At 71.8% G+C, this 16,703-nt stretch carries 11 protein-coding genes and 2 pseudogenes; 7 read left to right on the top strand and 6 right to left on the bottom strand.

The annotated features are described in order from the left end of the window. Positions 1-682: 682 nt before the first annotated feature. The 3 genes and pseudogenes from AB0A74_RS00445 (at position 683) to AB0A74_RS00455 (ending at position 3,663) form a co-directional block, all read left to right on the top strand. On the top strand, positions 683-1,348 hold the full coding sequence (locus AB0A74_RS00445; protein ID WP_358246724.1) for a lytic polysaccharide monooxygenase: 666 nt from the start codon (positions 683-685) through the stop codon (positions 1,346-1,348). A gap of 109 nt (positions 1,349-1,457) precedes the next feature. Further along, a pseudogene (gene fxsT / locus AB0A74_RS00450) lies at positions 1,458-2,699 on the top strand (FxSxx-COOH system tetratricopeptide repeat protein); the annotation flags it as partial. Positions 2,700-2,946: 247 nt separating this feature from the next. Further along, the gene (locus AB0A74_RS00455) at positions 2,947-3,663 is read left to right on the top strand and encodes a tetratricopeptide repeat protein (RefSeq protein WP_358246725.1); all 717 of its coding nucleotides are present in this window, start codon (positions 2,947-2,949) and stop codon (positions 3,661-3,663) included. On the opposite strand, the gene AB0A74_RS00460 is transcribed toward AB0A74_RS00455, so the two are convergent. From AB0A74_RS00460 to AB0A74_RS00470, 3 genes are all read right to left on the bottom strand, one after another. After that, positions 3,627-4,136 (bottom strand): GTP-binding protein, encoded by a 510-nt coding sequence (locus AB0A74_RS00460; protein WP_358247013.1) that lies wholly within the window; start codon positions 4,134-4,136, stop codon positions 3,627-3,629. The two genes, AB0A74_RS00455 and AB0A74_RS00460, sit on opposite strands and share 37 nt — an antisense overlap. Before the next feature lie 87 nt (positions 4,137-4,223). Continuing rightward, on the bottom strand, positions 4,224-4,397 hold the full coding sequence (locus AB0A74_RS00465; RefSeq protein ID WP_358246726.1) for a hypothetical protein: 174 nt from the start codon (positions 4,395-4,397) through the stop codon (positions 4,224-4,226). 278 nt (positions 4,398-4,675) lie between these two features. Beyond that, positions 4,676-6,478 carry a ricin-type beta-trefoil lectin domain protein gene (locus tag AB0A74_RS00470; protein WP_358246727.1) on the bottom strand — a complete coding sequence of 601 codons (1,803 nt, stop codon included), beginning with the start codon at positions 6,476-6,478 and terminating at the stop codon, positions 4,676-4,678. 764 nt (positions 6,479-7,242) lie between these two features. Here AB0A74_RS00470 and AB0A74_RS00475 point away from each other — a divergent pair. The 3 genes from AB0A74_RS00475 to AB0A74_RS00485 all read left to right on the top strand — a co-directional run bounded on the left by AB0A74_RS00475 (position 7,243) and on the right by AB0A74_RS00485 (position 9,465). Beyond that, a complete protein-coding gene (locus AB0A74_RS00475; RefSeq protein WP_358246728.1) occupies positions 7,243-7,632 on the top strand; it encodes a hypothetical protein in 390 nt (129 codons plus the stop codon). A 209-nt stretch (positions 7,633-7,841) separates the two neighbouring features. Beyond that, on the top strand, positions 7,842-8,333 hold the full coding sequence (locus AB0A74_RS00480) for a DUF2247 family protein (RefSeq protein WP_358246729.1): 492 nt from the start codon (positions 7,842-7,844) through the stop codon (positions 8,331-8,333). After that, a complete protein-coding gene (locus tag AB0A74_RS00485; protein ID WP_358246730.1) occupies positions 8,326-9,465 on the top strand; it encodes a DUF6183 family protein in 1,140 nt (379 codons plus the stop codon). Before AB0A74_RS00480 ends, AB0A74_RS00485 begins: the two co-directional genes overlap by 8 nt. A gap of 317 nt (positions 9,466-9,782) precedes the next feature. Here the strand turns inward: AB0A74_RS00485 and AB0A74_RS00490 are convergent. The 3 genes and pseudogenes from AB0A74_RS00490 to AB0A74_RS00500 form a co-directional block, all read right to left on the bottom strand. Next, positions 9,783-10,082, bottom strand: a pseudogene (locus AB0A74_RS00490) (VTT domain-containing protein); the annotation flags it as partial. A 2-nt stretch (positions 10,083-10,084) separates the two neighbouring features. Continuing rightward, positions 10,085-11,401: an RICIN domain-containing protein gene (locus AB0A74_RS00495; RefSeq protein WP_358246731.1), complete on the bottom strand. Its 1,317-nt coding sequence runs from the start codon at positions 11,399-11,401 to the stop codon at positions 10,085-10,087. Then, entirely contained in the window at positions 11,398-12,741 is a 1,344-nt protein-coding gene (locus AB0A74_RS00500) for a hypothetical protein (RefSeq protein WP_358246732.1), read from the bottom strand. Before AB0A74_RS00500 ends, AB0A74_RS00495 begins: the two co-directional genes overlap by 4 nt. 176 nt (positions 12,742-12,917) lie before the next feature. Here AB0A74_RS00500 and AB0A74_RS00505 point away from each other — a divergent pair, with 176 nt between their 5' ends. Further along, the gene (locus AB0A74_RS00505; protein WP_358246733.1) at positions 12,918-16,697 is read left to right on the top strand and encodes a hypothetical protein; all 3,780 of its coding nucleotides are present in this window, start codon (positions 12,918-12,920) and stop codon (positions 16,695-16,697) included. The last annotated feature ends 6 nt before the right edge of the window (positions 16,698-16,703 follow it).

Genomic DNA, 16,703 nt, shown 5'->3' on the forward strand with positions numbered 1-16,703 from the left:
CGGCGGCGGAGAACGCCCCCGGCGCTCCAGGGCGGCAACCGGCGACGCAGGACGGCGGGTTGTCGGAGGTGTACCACCCGGACCTCGGTCAGGACGCCAGTGCCCGCCTGGCCGCGATGGCGGCCACCGCCACCGAAGGCGGCCTGCTGCCCGAACAGGTCTGGGACAACACCGCCCCCGCCGGCCGCCCGACGAACTCGGCCACTCCGCTGGGCTGGGCGCACGGCCGATTCGTCCGCCTCGCCTGGTCGATCCGGGAAGGCCGATCGCTCAGCACACCGTCCATCGTGGCCTGCCGGTACACCGGGGACCGGTTGCGCGAACGTCCAACCACCCGGCGCTGCCGGAACACCCGCGGCGTCGGAGGCCACGTCGTCCGCGGTGCAGCTGAGTTGGACCGCGGCCATGCCCGGGACGAACCCCGTTGCCGGGTACGACGTCCACCGGATCTGGCACGCCGACCGCGTTCAAGTCAGCGGCACACCCGCCCGACCCCCCACACCCACGACGCCCCCTGCGAAGCCCGACAGCGCAGGGGGAGCGAGCGGGTCACCGGTGGCGGCCTGCGACCCGCTCGCGCACAAGCGGTGGCGTCGTCCCGGATCAACCGGGGCGGCGCCACCGTGGGCGGGCCAAGCGCCCGCACTTCCCGTCCAGTCGCGTCCCTACCAACGGAGGACTCATGCACACCGCACCCCCGGCCTTACGCCGCCGGACGGCCCTGCACCTGGCCGTACTCGTGTCCGTCGTCGCGTCGCTGCTGACCTTCCAGCCGACCCGGGCGTCGGCCCACGGCACCGTCATCGACCCGCCGACCCGCAACTACGGCTGCGCGACCCGCTGGTACGGGCCGGACGCGCCGGGCATGCAGGAACAGGACCCCATGTGCCACCTGGCGTGGCAGCAGAGCCCGGACGCCATGTGGAACTGGAACGCCCTGTACGCCAACAACCTCGGCGAGAACATCGAGCAGGTCGTGCCCAACGGCCAGATCTGCAGCGCCGGCCGTGCCGAAATGGGCCGCTACGGCCCGATGGACAACCCGGGCCCGTGGCACATGACCAACGTGGGCAGCACGTTCACCGTCCACGTCCAGGACGTGGCCCGCCACGGCGCGGACTACCTGAAGATCTACATCACCAAACAGGGCTTCGACCCCGTCCACTCCACGATCGGCTGGCACGACCTGGACTTCGTCAAGCAGACCGGCCGGTACCCGTCCCAGCTCGACTACAAGACGGAGGTCACCACCTCCGGCTACGCCGGACGCCACGTCGTGGTCACCATCTGGAAGGCGTCGCACATGGACCAGAAGTACTTCCTGTGCAGTGACGTGAACTTCGGCTGACGCGCCCCGCCCTGAGATCAGCGACTCGAAGAACCCTGTGACGGCCGGTCCTCGACAAGCCCGGATGCCGAGGACCGGCCGTTCGGCGTGCTGGCGCAAGGCATACCCGATGCCCGCCAGGCGGCCGTGGTGCCGCGGCCGTTCGCCGGGTGGTGTGTCGGCGGTGTCCGCAGTTGTGCGTTGTGATGGCTGTTGGGTGGCTGTGGTGTCGTGTGGTCGAGTGGCTCCGGACCCGAGGGGGTGGGTGTTGGCGGGTTCTGACGACGGTGGTGGGCCCGGCTTCGTGGCCCAGACCGGCGCCGCGTCTGCCGGGGCGCATCTCTACCAGGCGGGCCGCGACCTGACGGTGCACACCGGGCCGGTTGTTCCGGTGGCGGAGTCGCCGCCCGCGGCACGGGTGTGGAACGTGCCCGTCAGGTTGGCCGGGTTCGTCGGCCGGGAGGACCTCCTGGCCGAGTTGCGTCGGGTGTTGACCGGTGGCGGGACCGGGGTGGTGCGTGCGATCGCGGGTATGGGCGGCGTGGGCAAGACCAGTGTCGCGATCGAGTACGCCCACCGTCACGCATCCGACTACGACGTCGTGTGGTGGGTTCCGGCCGAAGAACCCCGCTTGATCCCCCAGCGACTGGCCGCGCTGGCGCTGGCGTTGGGGCTGGCGAGGCCGGACGATCCGGTGGAGGTGGCGCTCGCGCGGGTGTTCGGGGATCTTCGGGGGAGGCTGCGGGCGTTGGTGGTGTTCGACAACGCCGAGCACCCCGATGCGCTGGCCCCGTTCCTGCCCGGCGGGCGCGCGCATGTGGTGATCACGTCGCGGGATCCGGACTGGGATCGGGTGGCCACCCCGGTGACGATCGACGTGTTCACCCCGGAGGAGTCCGTCAGGCTCTTGCGTGGCCGGGCCGCGGGAGTGGACGGCGAACAGGCTCGCCGGGTCGCAGCGGCGCTGGGTCACCTCCCGCTCGCGGTGGACCAGGCCGCCGCGTTGTTGGCCGCCGGAGCGGCACCGGAGTCCTACCTCGAATTGCTTGCGACGCGGAGTGCGGAGTTGCTTCGCCACGGACGTGGTGCGCACGACGCGCCGGGATCGGTGACGGTGTCCTGGGCGGTCGCCTTCGAGGCACTGGCGGCCGGGGACGCGGCAGCCGTGCAGTTGCTGAGGCTGGTTGCCTGGTTCGCTCCCGAACCGGTGCCGTTGTCCGTGTTGACCGACAACGCGGCCATGCTGCCCCGGCCGCTCGCCGAGGTCGTGGTCGACCCGTTGGCGTTGATCGCCACCTCGCGGGCGCTGAGGGCGCGGTCCATGGCCGGGGTCACCGCGGAGGAGGTGCAGATCCACCGCGTTCCGGCGGCGCTCCTACGCGCGCCCGGTGGGGGGGCCTGCTGTCACCGAGCCGGCCGAGGGGTGGCAGGTCTTGGCCGTTCGACTGCTTCGGCACTCGGTCCCGGACGACCCGTGGAACAGCCCGTCCACCTGGCAGACCTGGCAGCGACTGCTACCGCACGTGCTCGCCGCCACGGATCCCGTTCGCGTGGCGTCGCTCACCCACGAGCACGACCCCGTGGCGTGGCTGCTCAACCGCGCGGCGACCCACTTGCACATGCGTGGCCAGCCGGGACAAGCGCTTCCCCTGCTGCGGCGCGCCCACGATCTCCGACTTCGGCATCTCGACGTGAACCACCCGGAGACACTCACGGTGGTGAACGACATCGCCGCAGTGCGGAGGAGCCTCGACGAGTTCGAACAGGCGTTGGAGTTGGATGAGGACACACTGCGTCGCCGGCGGGAGGTTCTCGGCGAGGACCACCCCGACACGCTCACCTCGGCCAACAACCTCGCCTGGGACCTGATGGGCGTCGGCGATCGGGAACGGGCGCGGGCGTTGAACCTGGACACCTTCCAGCGCAGGCGCCGCGTCCTGGGCGATGACCACCCGCGCACGCTCGGCTCTGCGCACAACGTCGCCGCTGACCTGGCCGAGGCGGGGGACCACCACCGGGCTCTGCTGACGTACCGGGACGTCGTGCGCCGCCGGCGCGCCCTCCTCGGCGAGGACCACCCGCACACCCTTCTCTCCACCGCGAACCTCGCCGGTGTCCTGCACACCATCGGTGAGCACGAACAGGCACAGGAGCTGAACCGGGACACGTTCCGACGCAGACGGCGCGTGCTCGGCGACACCCATCCCGCCACTCTCAGCTCCGCCGAGGACTTGGTCGCCGACCTGCGTGCGCTCGGTCGAAACCTCGAAGCCCAAGACCTCGACCAATGGATCGTCGTTCACCTACGCGAGATGGATGGCGCGCTCGGTCGGTAGCCTGGCGTGGCCGTTCGGTGGCGTCCACCGGCGGACCCGGGTGAGGGGAAGCTCAGAGCAGGTCGTGCCGTGTCGCGGCAGGCGGTCGGGAGGGCGAAATCGTCCACATTGGACTTCGTGGCGGGCCACGGGCCTGCTTCGCCGATCCTCAGCGACCTGCCCGCCGCCTCCAGCCACATGACGGTGTCGTGGCGGCTGGCCAGCCAGACCCGGCCGCGCATGCGCACGACACCGCGGCACAGCGCGGTGAGCACGCGGTGCAGTCGCACGGGGTGGAAGGCGCGCCGGGCGGTGAAGTGCACGAGGTGCACGCCGTGGGCCGGTTCGAGCGGGGGTCTGCCGTGCAGGACCGGGCCGAGGACGTCGTCCACCTCGCCGCGCCGCGCGTCGGCGGGGACGGCGGCCAGCAGGGCCGGGACGTCCAGGTGTGCCAGCTCCTGCCGGGCTGCGGCCGGGTTGAGGCGGTCGAGCACCGCGGTCAACCCAGCGCCGCACCACGTCCTCGGCCAGCCGGCTCAAGTCGTGTCCTGATGCGACGGGGGCGAGCGCCGGCACCGCGTTCAGCGCCGGGGGAGGGCGTGGTTGTGGTCGTGCGGCTCCACGTCGTCCCACAGCGGGAGCGGGTCGTCCAGGTGTCGCCACGCGGCGGGGCCGCCGGCCAGTTCGGCGTCGGTGAGCAGCGCGAGGTCCAGGCCGATCTCCGATGAAGAGCAGGTCCGTGTCGGCGACAGCACCTGTCGCACGATGGCGTTGCCAAGCACGATCCCCATTCGCTGCCGCGGCGACGACCACGCCAACGAGCCGGTCTGTTCCTACGTGGTGCGGCTGCGGTGCGCCGGTGTCGATCGACGCGGTACTGCTTCGGGACGGCTGGTGCAGCCCGTTGGTAGAGGCGCTGCTCCCGGCTTTGGCGGGCGGCTGCCTCAGGGTGACTTCGTCGCCCTCCCGAACGGGTTCCCGCGGTCCACGGCAGCCCGTTCGGTGTGGGCGGCTCCTCAAGCCGTGGTGCCGGCTATTGCCAGCGGTGCCAGTGGGGGGTGGCGTCGCGGCCGTAGAGGACGAGGTTGGAGTCACTCTGGACGACCAGGCGTTCGGCGCTGGTGCCCCAGGTGTGGGTGTGCCAGGTGGGTTGGCCGGTGGCGGTGTGGAGGACGAAGTTGCCGTCGGGTTGGAGTACGGCGTGGGTGGTGGGTGTGCCGTGGGTGTGGGTGTGCCACAGGGGCTGTCGGTTCTGGTCGTAGAGCACGAGGTTGCCGTCGGTCTGGAGGGTCAGGGTGTAGCGGCCGTCGGGTGAGGTCTTGGACTGGCCGGCGGTGAGTCGTTCACCGCGTTGGAGCCGGTCGGCGCCGGGTGTGGGACTGGCCGGGGTCCGGTTGGTCCACTGGCGGGTGGCCGTGGTCTGGCAGTCGGTGGTGGTGGCGTCGTGGCCGCGGGTGGCGTCCAGGCAGCGTGCGGTGCCGGCCGAGGTCAGGGTGTGGTCGTCGTGGGCGCGCCACTGCTGGTTGGTGGAGCCGTCGCAGGGGCGCAGGGTGACGGTGGTGGCGTCGGTGGTCACGCAACGGCCCAGCAGCCGCAAGGTGCCGTCAGGGGCGGTGGTGACGTCCTGGCGGGCCGCGCCGGGCAGGTAGCCGGAGGCGACGCAGTCCGCGGCGCGCAGCGCGCTGCCGTCGGCAGTGTCGGGGTTGACGGCTTCCAGGCAGATCTCCTCGCCATTGACGAGGTGTCCGAACCATGCCGAGCGGGCGGGATAGCGCCACAACTGGTTGCCGCCACCGTGGCAGGGGTGAGTGGTCACCCCGGCGCCGGACAGGCCCGTGGTGGCGTCCAGGCACACCCGGTTCCACGGCGAGACCACCAGGGAGGCCACGGTGCCATCCCCACGCAGCTCCCACTTCTGGTGGTCGCCGCCGTCACAGGTCCACAGGCGGGTCGGCCGTCCGGCGCCGGCGAGCACGCCGCTGGCGTCCAGGCATTTGCCCAGCACCCGCAGCGTGCCGTCCGCCGCGGTGGTGAACTCCTGGCGCGCCGCGCCGACGACGCAGTCCGCGACCCGTACCGGCGTGCCGTTGCCGGACGCGCCGTCGACGGCCTCCAGGCACAGGTCGCCGACCGTCACGTGCCCGAAACGCGGGCGCGTCGGGTCGATCCGCGCGGCGATCCAGTCGGCGAGGTCGTCCACCCGTACCGCGGTGCTGCCGTGTCGGGTCTCGGTCACGCCGAGACAGCCGTGCTCCCAGGAGGTGGCGCCGATCGCGACGAGTCGTTCGCCGCCGTCGACGGGGACGGTGATCGGCGCCCCGGCGTCGCCTTTGCACAGGTCCCGGTCGCCGGTGCCGGTCAGGGCCAGCGCGGTGTCGGTGACGGTGTCCACGGTGAAGGTGGCGGTGGTGGGCTGGTCGGGCACCCACTGGGTGTCGGTGCGCCCGAATCCGGTGGCGGTGGCCTGCGCGCCCGCGGCCGGGGCGGTGGATCCGACGGTGAGCGGCGCGGCGGTGGTGATCGGGGTGGCGAGTTCGGCCAGCACGATGTCGCGTCGCTCGTGTCGGGTCACGGCGAGCACGGAGACCGGCGGGCCGTCTCCGACGGTCGCGTGGGTGTCCTCGACAGGCTGGTCGGACAGGCAGGCCCCGGCGGTGATGACCCATCGTGGGCTGAGCAGGGCGCCGGTGCACGCCTGTTGCCCGGTGGTGATCCGGACCGCATGCGGCTGCGTGCCCTGGGGCACGGTCGAACCAGGCAGCGCCGAGGCTGCCGGCACGACCGCGAGCGTCACGGCCGCTCCGGTCAGTGCCCCCGACAACAACAGTCTGCTCACTTTCGAGTTCTCCCTGTCTTGGTAGGAACCCGGCCCACGGAGCGGGCCGAAGCCCGGGCGCGTCAACGTGTTCGGCGTCGGCTGCGGCGACCCCGGTGGAGGGATGCGTGCTGCCCGCCGCCGTCGTGCGCGTGGCCGGTGGCCAGGCGGACTGCTCCCGGTGCGGCGGGGCGGTCGTGCGGTTCGCCGGCACCGACAAGACCCTTGGTGCCGAACGTGCGACGAAGGGGTGTCCGGCGACTGCCGCCGGATGTCCGCCCTGTCCAGGATCTGTGTGGCGAACCATCCGGACATCCGTCAACCAGCGGATACACCACAGCGGACGAGTGAGCCTGACCACTTGTCCCGTATCCCTGTTGCTCTCCTCGACCCGCATCCCCGCGTTCGGTGGCAACGCGCGCCTCGACGCCGGAAGCCCCGTTGTGACGTCGAACTCGTCGCATTTCTAGGCCATGTGACGGATGTGCCGTTGCTCTGCCCGGGCGATCGTAGGGCCAGTTCATGCGGTCCGATCGTCCGTGTCAGGGCGGGTTCACGGTGCCGCGTCGTGCCTTCCGAGGCCTGGTCGGCATGACCGGGTCCAGTCGTTGTGTCGAGGTGTCGTTGTGCGGTTGGTACGTGGTGTGGTCGCGGTGGTGGTCGGTCTTGCGTCGGTGTTCGGGGTGACGGTGATGTGGGGGGCCGCTTCCGCCGAACCCTCGACGCAGACGGGGCCGTCGGCGTCTGGATCTCCGTCTGTCCCGAGTGCCGCGGCGGAGGGGCAGGTGTCGTTGGTGGAGGACTTCGCGTATCCGGGGGCGGAGGAGATCGTGCGGCGGCGGGACATCCGGTTGGTCTCCGGTGACGGGCGGATCACGCTCGTGGGCTGTGGCGGGCCGGGGTTGATCGAGGTCCGCCGGTCGGGGGCGCGCAAGGACACCGACCCCGATCGCGGGCACTACTGCTTCCGCGCGACCGGCGGGTCGGGGCGGTTGGTGTTGGAGGTCCCGGACACCTTCCAGATCAAGGGCGACGGGCACGAGGTCGACGCCACGGTCCGGGTGGACGGGGCGACCAGCAAGGTGGATGTGGACAGCGGCCGGTGGACCGGCGTCGGACGCGGTGTCGGGGCAAACCCGGCGGTACTGCTGGAACTGCGCACCAGCACCGGCTGACCCCGCCCGCCATCACCGACAGCCACACTCGTCGGCGATGACGGTGTGGAGCGACTGCTTGTCCAGCTGCTGGGTGAGATGGCCGGGCGCGCTGGGCGCTTCGAGTGGCTGGTCGAGCGCAGGGCAAGTGGCGACCTCATCACCCGTCAACGGTTCGTACCGGGAGATACTTTGAACGGGCTGGTCAACGTTCGATGAGCGAGCCATCCATGTTCAGGATTCCCGCCGCGTTTATTGTCCAACGCGTCCGCCTTACGCCGTCCGAGATCTCGTATGGGCGACAGCACGGGTGGATCGACGACAATGCGACAGTGGAGATCTGCCTCGAAAAGCTAAACGCCGGCTTGTCAAGCGAACTCGAAGAGGAGTGGGCGCTGACACTGTCGATCGAGCTGGCGGAATCTAAGCCGGAAGAATTTCCTGCCGATCCTACAGAGGACGCGTCCGCCGTGTGGGTGTACCTGTCGGTTGCCTGGTTGCACCACAGTGGCCCGCCGAATCTCCTGCGGGATATCGAAGCCGTCTACGCCCACCTCGACTATCCTGCTGAGATGGAGGCGTTCGTCGGGTACATGCCTCCCCCTCCCGGTGGGGAGGTCGGTCCGGCAGCGGTGACCAGAAGGTTGGAGTCTTTGCTCAGAAGCGCCGAAGCGAGTTACCGAAGACGAGACGGATTGCCGCACGTATCCGACGATGCGTGACTTCATTGCGTCGATCAATGAAATGGGTAGCGTGGACGACGAGGTTCGAGACATCGTGGCGACGTTGCCCGAGCTCGCGTCCGTCGAGGGTGTGTGCGCCGCAGTGGACGCCCGCATGGCGCGGGGCGATTTCGCCTTCGGTGTTGATCTGTGCCTGGCGATTGCGCAGGCCCATGGCCCCGATGCACGCGGGAGCGTCTTCGACCACGTGTTCGGGCGACTGGCTCGGACCTCCGGGACGGAAACTGCGGTCCAGGCTCTGCGGTTGGTCTGTTCGAAGGAGTTCAGGAGCGTGGCCCTGGATCGCTGGGCGGCCAGGTGGCTGGCAAGTGGGCATCCGGCGGAAGATATGGTCTCGGCTTTCACCGACGACGCGGTCTCGGACGAGTTGCGTGCCTGTCTGGTGCAGGAACTGTTGCTCAAGGGTGATGCCGTGGCGGAGACGCGAGTTGTCGCGGAGTGGGTGTCCCGCCGGTGGGACACCCACGCGCTGGGGTGGCTGCCGCCACTTCGGCTGTCAGATGTGGAGGCCCGCCGGGATCTTGGCTTCGGCCGGATCTCACTGCCACCGCTCGGGTCGATGCTGGAAGGCGGGACGGAGATCGCGTCACGAGCGCCCGGTCCGTCGGTGGAGGAAGTGACCACACCGGCCGTGCACAGGGCGATCGTTGCGGCGGTGTCGGGCTGGGTGGACAGGGCCGGGCGTGCGGAGGCGCGGGTCTTCCGGTTCGCCGACCCGGTGAAGGTCGAGGCGGTACCGAGCCTTTTGCCCGCGCTGGACCTCGTCAGTCTGGCTGACGTTGGTCCGGCGGCGCCCCTGGTCGTCAAGGCGTGGCCGCCGGCGTTGGCGTGGTGGGCGCTGTACGCCGCGGCGATGCCGGGAGGGGCCTACGACGGCGGACTCGGGGGCGCCTACGGCAGGCTCGCGGTCTGGCGGTCGCTGGCCGGCCTGTGCGGAGTCGCAGACGACGCCCCGTTCGACGAGGTCGACGCCGCCGTCCGAAAGGCCGGCTGGTACGGCTTCCACGCCGACACGAATTGGTTCGAATGGATCGCCTGGGATCTGGGCGTCGCCGCGCTGTCCCCCGACCGGCGCCGACTGGCCATCCTGGCCGCGACCGACACCGACTGACCGGGCCCGACTTCGTGGCGATCGGAGGGGGTGAGTTCCTGAATCTCCATTCCCTCCCGCAGATAATGCCAATGCCATTCGCGGATCGGGTCCAGGTGGTTCTTCGGGGCCGAGGCAGACAATGACAGATTGTCAGGTGCAGTCGCGCCAAACGTGCCCGTCCGTCTGCTCGGACCGCCTATGCGCGCTGGTCGCTCACGGAAGCGTGCTTGAGCAGGCGTGCACCCCACAACACCGACACCGGCCAACACGACCCACACCGCGGCGACCGCGATCGAGCGCGGCGAGCCGAAGTCCTGCCACGCGTCGCCCAACAGGGCCGCCACCACGGTGGTGGGCACCAACCCCAGCGCCGTGCCGAGGGCGAATGAACGCGGGCGGACGGCGGTCACACCGGCCGCGTAGTTGGACACGGCGAACGGCACCACGGGCAGCAGGCGGAGCACGAGCGTCGCCGCCACGCCGCGCCGGGCGAAGACCGGTTCGACGGCCCTAAGCCGCCCTTCCCCCAGCCGGGGGCTACGGCCTGCCGACTCGGCAATAGCGGGCAAATATTGACGCACAAGCGCCAGGCCGGGTGGGCAGGGCGCCCCGCCCACCCGGCGGTCCGTCGTCACTGTCAGCCGACGAGGTCCCAGCGTTGGTCGGTTTCCGCCTGTGTCACCGGTGTCCCGAGGTCGGTTCCGGGCATGCTCAGGGCGTGGCCGGAGTGGGCGAAGGTGAGGCGGAAGCCCGTGGCGGGGTCGCCGGAGACGCGCAGTGCCTGGTTGGGGTTGTCGGTGCACGGGAACTGGATGGCGCCGATGCCGGGTTCCCGGCCGGATTCCGGCAGGTCCACGCACAGGCCGGAGTGGGTCGCCACCAGCTTCCACCCCTGCGGTGTGGCTTCCAGGCGGAACCGTTGGTTCGGGGTGCCGGTGTCCTCCCAGCCGACGATCGGCGCGCCGGGGTCGAGCGCGGCGTCGTGGACGGCCAGTTCCAGGCCGGTCTGCCGGTTGACCACGCGGTAGGCGCCGCCCATCCGCGGGGTCGCCGGGGAGTCCGGGACCGGGGTCACGAGGTCGCCGGTCCAGGTCTGGTCGGCTCGGTGTTGGCGGGTGAGGAACTGGGTGTAGTAGCTGTCCGGTGGCGGGCAGGGTGTGGGGCGTTCGGGTGGGCAGATGTCGCGGTCGTGGGCGGCGTAGTCGGCGAACGCCCTGCGTTTGAGGGCGTAGTCGGTGATCGACAGGTTGGGTGGCGCGTGTCGGGCGGTGTAGTCGCGGTAGAGCACGACGGTCGCCGCTGTGCCGTGCAGCGCGGCTTGGACCAGGCGGGTGGTGGCGACGTGGTCGCGGTGGAAGTCCCCGGCCGGGTCGATGCCGTGCAGGTCGGCCGTGGGGTCGAGGGTGCGCACGGTGTGCGGCGCGTAGTCGGCTACCACGGCTCGCAGGTGGTTCAGGAGCGACGTGCGGTCCAGGCGTTGCGGCGGGTTGCGGTCGCCGGGGCGTGTGGTGAGCGGCGTGTTGTCGGCGTAGAGCCGCCACAGCTGGCCCGCCGGTGCGGTGATGTCGTCGGGGATCCGGTTCTCGACCACCGTGATCCGGCCGTCGCCCAGTCGCCACCGGGTCGCGGTGACGCCGCCCGCGGTGTACGGCTCGGCGGTCCACGGGCCCGGCACGCCGGCGACGTTGGCGTAGGCGACGCGGACTCCGCGTTCCCGTGCCAGCAGGTACTCCTGGTCGTGGTAGTCCGAGGCGACCAGGAACACCGTGCGGACGCAACGGTTCCCGCGCAGGTCCTGTAGCAGGTCCGGGCTGAGGAACAGCAGGTCGTCGTCGTGGTGCGGCACGATGTTGAGCACCCGGCCGCCGGGGCACGGGTCCGCCGCGGCGGCCGTGGGCGGGAGTCCGGCGGTCAGGGCGAGCAGCGCGGCCAGGACGGCGGGCGTTCTCCTCATGACAGGTCCGCCATGTGCTGCCACCCGACGCCGATGTGGCGGCGGAAGTCGCCGTTGTACGGGTCGTTCGGGTTGCCGGTGTTGGGGTAGAGCCACAGGTTTCCGCTGGTGTCCCGGGCGATGAGGTCGTTGCGGCCGTCGGCGTCGGCGTCGGCGCCGAGGATGGCGGTCATGGTGTTCCAGTTGACGCCGATGTGGCGGCGGAAGTCGCCGTTGTAGGGGTCGTCGGGGTTGCCGGTGTTCGGGTAGAGCCACAGGTTTCCGCTGGTGTCCCGGGCGATGAGGTCGTTGCGGCCGTCGGCGTCGGCGTCCGTGCCGAGGATGGCGGTCATGGTGTTCCAGTTGACGCCGATGTGGCGGCGGAAGTCGCCGTTGTACGGGTCGTCCGGGATCCCGGTGTTGGGGTACAGCCACAGGTTGCCGCCACCGTCGCGGGCGACCAGGTCCGTGCGGCCGTCACCGTTGACGTCGGTGGCCGACAGCGAGGTCATGGTGTTCCAGCCGACGCCGATGTGACGGCGGAAGTCGCCGTTGAACGGGTCGTTCGGGTCGCCGGTGTGGGGGTAGAGCCACAGGTTGCCGCCGCCGTCGCGGGCGACGAGGTCGGCGCGGAAGTCGGCGTCCACGTCGACCGCGAGGATCTTGGTCATGACGTTCCAGCCGACGCCGACCTGGCGGCGGACGTCGCCGTTGTAGGGGTCGGCGGCGTTGCCGGTGTTGGGGTAGAGCCACAACGCGCCGCCGCCGTCGCGGGCGAGCAGGTCCACCCGGCCGTCGCCGTCGGTGTCGGCGAGCGTGCCGGTCACCGCCTGCGGCACACCGGCGGCCGTCCACCACGTGGTCTGCCGGCGGGCGCCGTCCCAGCCGAAGCTGACGTGGACGTGGTCGGTGTGGGGGTTCGGGCCGGTGTAGGGCTGCCACCCCGCGCCGGGGCGGTAGGACTCCCAGATCCGCCGGTTCCAGATGACGTACATGATTCCCAGTCGCCGGGCCATCGCGTGCGTGTTGCCGTGTTGGTCGGTCGCCAGCAGCCAGTTGAGCAGGTCTTGGGCGTCGGCGGCGTCCTTCGGGTTGTTGACGTTGAAGTGGTAGTCGAGCGCACGTCCTTCCTTGTGCTCGCTCTGCCCGCCTTGGCCGCAGTCGCGGCTGATCCCGCGCGTGTGCACGCCGTAGGTCCGGTCGAGCAGGTCGGCGAAGTCGACGACGCCGGGCTTGGCGGTGGGGTCGCAGGTCCGCTGGAAGTCGCCGGGCTGGTAGCGGTCGATGCCGGGCCCGAAGTGCGGGGTGGCCGGCGCCGCCACGGCGGTGGGCGACGCCACCGCGGTCACGGCCACCAGCACCGCACATAGCAGCGTGGCGCGTCTTGTTCGTCCGGATCGGCTCACGATCGTCTCCCTTCGTTGACGGATGGAGCGCGGCTTCCTGCCTATCCGGTATGAGTTGTTCGACGTCGGCGTTCGGGGGCTGAACGACAACGGCTGGACAACCGGTGCCGCTTCGAGGGGGATGGGGCTCGATGGCGAGGCGTGAGCGGCCACTGGCCGCGGGGGACACACCACTGCTGGCGTTCGCTCGTGACCTGCGGTTGTTGCGGGACCGGGCGGGGCGGCCGACCTACCGCGACCTCGCGGCGGCGGCGCACTACTCGGCGGCCACGCTGTCGGAGGCGGCGGGCGGGCGGAAGCTGCCGACCCTGGCCGTGGCGCTGGCCTACGTCCGGGTGTGCGGGGGTGACGTCGAGCGGTGGCGGCGGCGTTGGCACGAGGTCGCGGAGTCCCTGGCGGAACCCGAGCAGCCCTCGGACGACCGGCCCTCGCCGTACGTGGGCCTGGCCGCGTTCCAGCCGCGGGACGCCGAGCGGTTCTTCGGGCGTGACCGGCTGCTGGCCCAGTTGCGGGACCGTTTGGCGCAGCGGCGGGCGGTGGCGGTGTTCGGGCCGTCCGGGGCGGGCAAGTCGTCGCTGCTGCGCGCCGGTCTGGTTGGCGGGGCGGGGGAGCGGCCGGTGCTGCTGTGCACGCCGGGCGCCCGGCCGTGGGAGGAGGTCGCGGTGCACCTGGCCAACCTGGGCCTGGGCACCCCGGGCGACCTGGAGGTGGAACTCGCGGCCGGTGACCGCGCCCTGCACCGGCTGGTGCGCCAGGCGTTGGCCGACCGGCCCGACGACACCGAACTGCTGATCGTGGTGGACCAGTTCGAAGAGGTGTTCACGCTGTGCGCGGACGCCGGGACGCGGCAGGGGTTCGTCGACGGGCTGATCACGGCGGCCACCGCGGACAACAGCCGGTGCCGGGTCGTGCTCGGTGTCCGCGCGGACTTCTACTCCCACTGCACGACCCACCCGCGGTTGATCGACGTGCTGCGGGACAGCCCCGTGGTGGTCGGGCCGATGACGACCGAGGAGCTGCGCGAGGCGATCACCAAGCCGGCCGCCGCTGTGGGCTGTGTGGTGGAAAGCGCGCTGGTCACCCGGCTGGTCGGGGACGCCGCCGGGGAGCGCGCGGCCCTGCCGCTGGTGTCGCACGCGCTGCTGGAGACGTGGCGGCGGCGACGCGGCACCACGCTCACGCTCGCCGGCTACGAGGAGGCGGGCGGCATCGAGCGGGCGGTGGCCAACACCGCCGAGAGCGTCTACACCGCGCTCACACCCGCCCAGCAAACCTTGACCCGCCAGGTGTTCCTGCGGTTGACCGCGCTGGGCGAAGGCACCGAGGACACCAAGCGGCGGGTGCCGCGCACCGAGCTGGACACCGAGGACCCCGACCTGGCCGCCGTGCTGGACCACCTCACCCGGGCCCGCTTGCTCACCGCGGACCACACCGGGATCGAGTTGACCCACGAGGCGCTGTTGCGCTCCTGGCCGCGCCTGCGCGGTTGGCTGACCGAGAACCGCGAGGGCGCTCGGCTGCACCGCAGGCTCACCGAGGCCACCGACCTGTGGCTGGCGCTGGACCGCGATCCGGGTTCGCTGTACCGGGGCGTGCGGCTGGCCGCGACGCAGGACTGGGTGTCGGCCAACGACGGGCTGCTCAGCGCCCGCGAGCGCGAGTTCCTGGCCCGCAGCGCCGACCAGGAGGCGCGGGAGGTGGCGGCGCAGGCCCGGCGGGCGCGCAGGCTGCGGCAGGCGGTCGCCGTGCTCGGCGTGTTGCTGGTGGTGGCGGCCGTGGCGACCGGGTACGCGGTGCGCGCCGGCAACACGGTGACCGCGCAGCGCGACGTGGCGTTGTCGCAGAAGGTCGCGGCGGAGGCGAACGCGATGCGGGCCACCGACCCGGACACCGCCGCGCAGCTCGCCCTGGCCGCCTACCGGCTCGCGCCCACGGTGGAGGCGCGTGGCAGCCTGCTCGCCGCGTTCACCACGCCGTTCGCCGTGTCCCTGCGGCACGACGTCAACGCGGCGGTGTTCAGCCCGGACGGCGGCGTGCTGGCCACCGGCGGCGACGACCGGGTGGTGCGGCTGTGGGACGTCCGGCAGCGGCTGCGCCCGATCGAGCTGACGGCGTTGCCGGCGCACGCCGACGACGTGGAGTCCTTGGTGTTCAACGCCGACGCCAAGCTGTTGTTCAGCGCCGACTACCGGGGCGAGGTGGTGGTCTGGAACGTCGAGGACCCGCGCCGGCCGACCCGGCTCGCCGCGTTACGGGCGCACGAGGAGGCGGTGTACCGGGTGGCGCTGCGCCGCGACAACCGGGTGCTCGCGACCGCGAGCGCCGACGGGTCGGTGCGGCTGTGGGACGTCACCCGCCCCGGCGAACCGGTGTCGCTGGGCGCGGCCACCGGGCACACCGGCACCGTGTGGACCGCCGAGTTCAGTCCCGACGGGCGGACGCTGGCCACCGCGAGCGACGACGGCACGGCCCGGCTCTGGGACGTCACCGACCCGCGCGCGCCGCGCGAGACCGCACGGCTGACGCCGCACGGCGACAACGTCACCTCGGTGTCCTTCCGCCCCGACGGCCGGGTGCTCGCCACCGCGGGCTACGACCACACCGCCCGGTTGTGGGACCTCACCGGTCCCGGCGGCCCGGTGCCGGCGGGCGTGCTGACCGGCCACTCCGCGCCGCTGCAGGCGGTGGCGTTCAGCCCCGACGGGCGGACCGCCGCCACGGCCGGCTGGGACTACACGACCCGGCTGTGGAACCTCGCCGACCCGGCCCGGCCGACCCCCGCGGCCACGCTGACCGGGCACACCAACACCGTGTACTCGCTGGTGTTCGGCCCCGACGGGCGCACGCTCGTCTCCGCGTCCGCCGACCGGACGGCGCGCCTGACCGAGGTGCCCGGCGCTGTGCTGACCGGGCACGCCACCGCGTCCTGGGCCGCCACACCCAGCCCGGACGGGAGCCTGGTGGCCACCGGCGGCGAGGACGGCCGCACCCGGCTGTGGCACGTCGACCACCCACGCCTGCCCACACCCGGCGCGGTGCTGGACGACGCCACCGCCCCGGTGAAGTCCACCGCGTTCAGCACCGACGGACGGCTGCTCGCGGCCGGCGGCATCGACGGCGGCGTCACGGTGTACGACCTCGCCGACCCGGCGAACCCCCGCCGCGCCGCGCGTCTGGCACACGCGCGCAGCGTCCGTTCGGTGACGTTCTTCCGCGACCGCCTGCTGGCCACCGCGGGCGACGACGCCACCGTGCGGCTGTGGCAGTTGGCCGACCCCGATCGCCCGGAACCGCTGGGTGTGCTGCGCAGTGAGGGCGAGGAGGGCATCTTCGCCACGGCGGTCAGCCCGGACGGCCGGACCGCCGCCGGGGTGATGAACCGCAAGATCCGGCTGTGGGACATCACCGACCCGCGCAACCCGGTGCCGTTGGCGGACCTCGACGGCCACACCGACACCGCCACGTCGGTCACGTTCAGCCCGGACGGGACCACGGTCGCCACCGCCGGCCTGGACCGCACCGCGCGGTTGTGGGACATCACCGACCCGCGCGCGCCGCGATCGGTGGCCGTGCTGTCCGGGCACAACGGCGTCGTCCAGTCGGTGTCGTTCAGCCCGGACGGGCACACCGTGGCGACCGCGTCGTTCGACCACACGGTCCGCCTGTGGGACGTCACCACGCGCACCGTGACGGCCGTGCTGTCGGCGCACACGGACCGCGTGTACGCGGCCACCTTCGGCCGGGACGGGCACACCCTGGTCACGGCGGGGGAGGAGGGTGTGGTGCGGTTGTGGGACACGGACGTGGAACGGGTGGCGGCGGACGTGTGCGCCAAGACCTACCACCACCTGACCGCGGACCAGTGGCGAGCCCACTTCCCGGACCTGCCCCACCAGCCACCGTGCCGGTGATCATGC

The organism is Saccharothrix sp. NPDC042600 (assembly GCF_040647305.1).
In the GTDB taxonomy this organism is placed as follows: domain Bacteria; phylum Actinomycetota; class Actinomycetes; order Mycobacteriales; family Pseudonocardiaceae; genus Actinosynnema; species Actinosynnema mutabilis.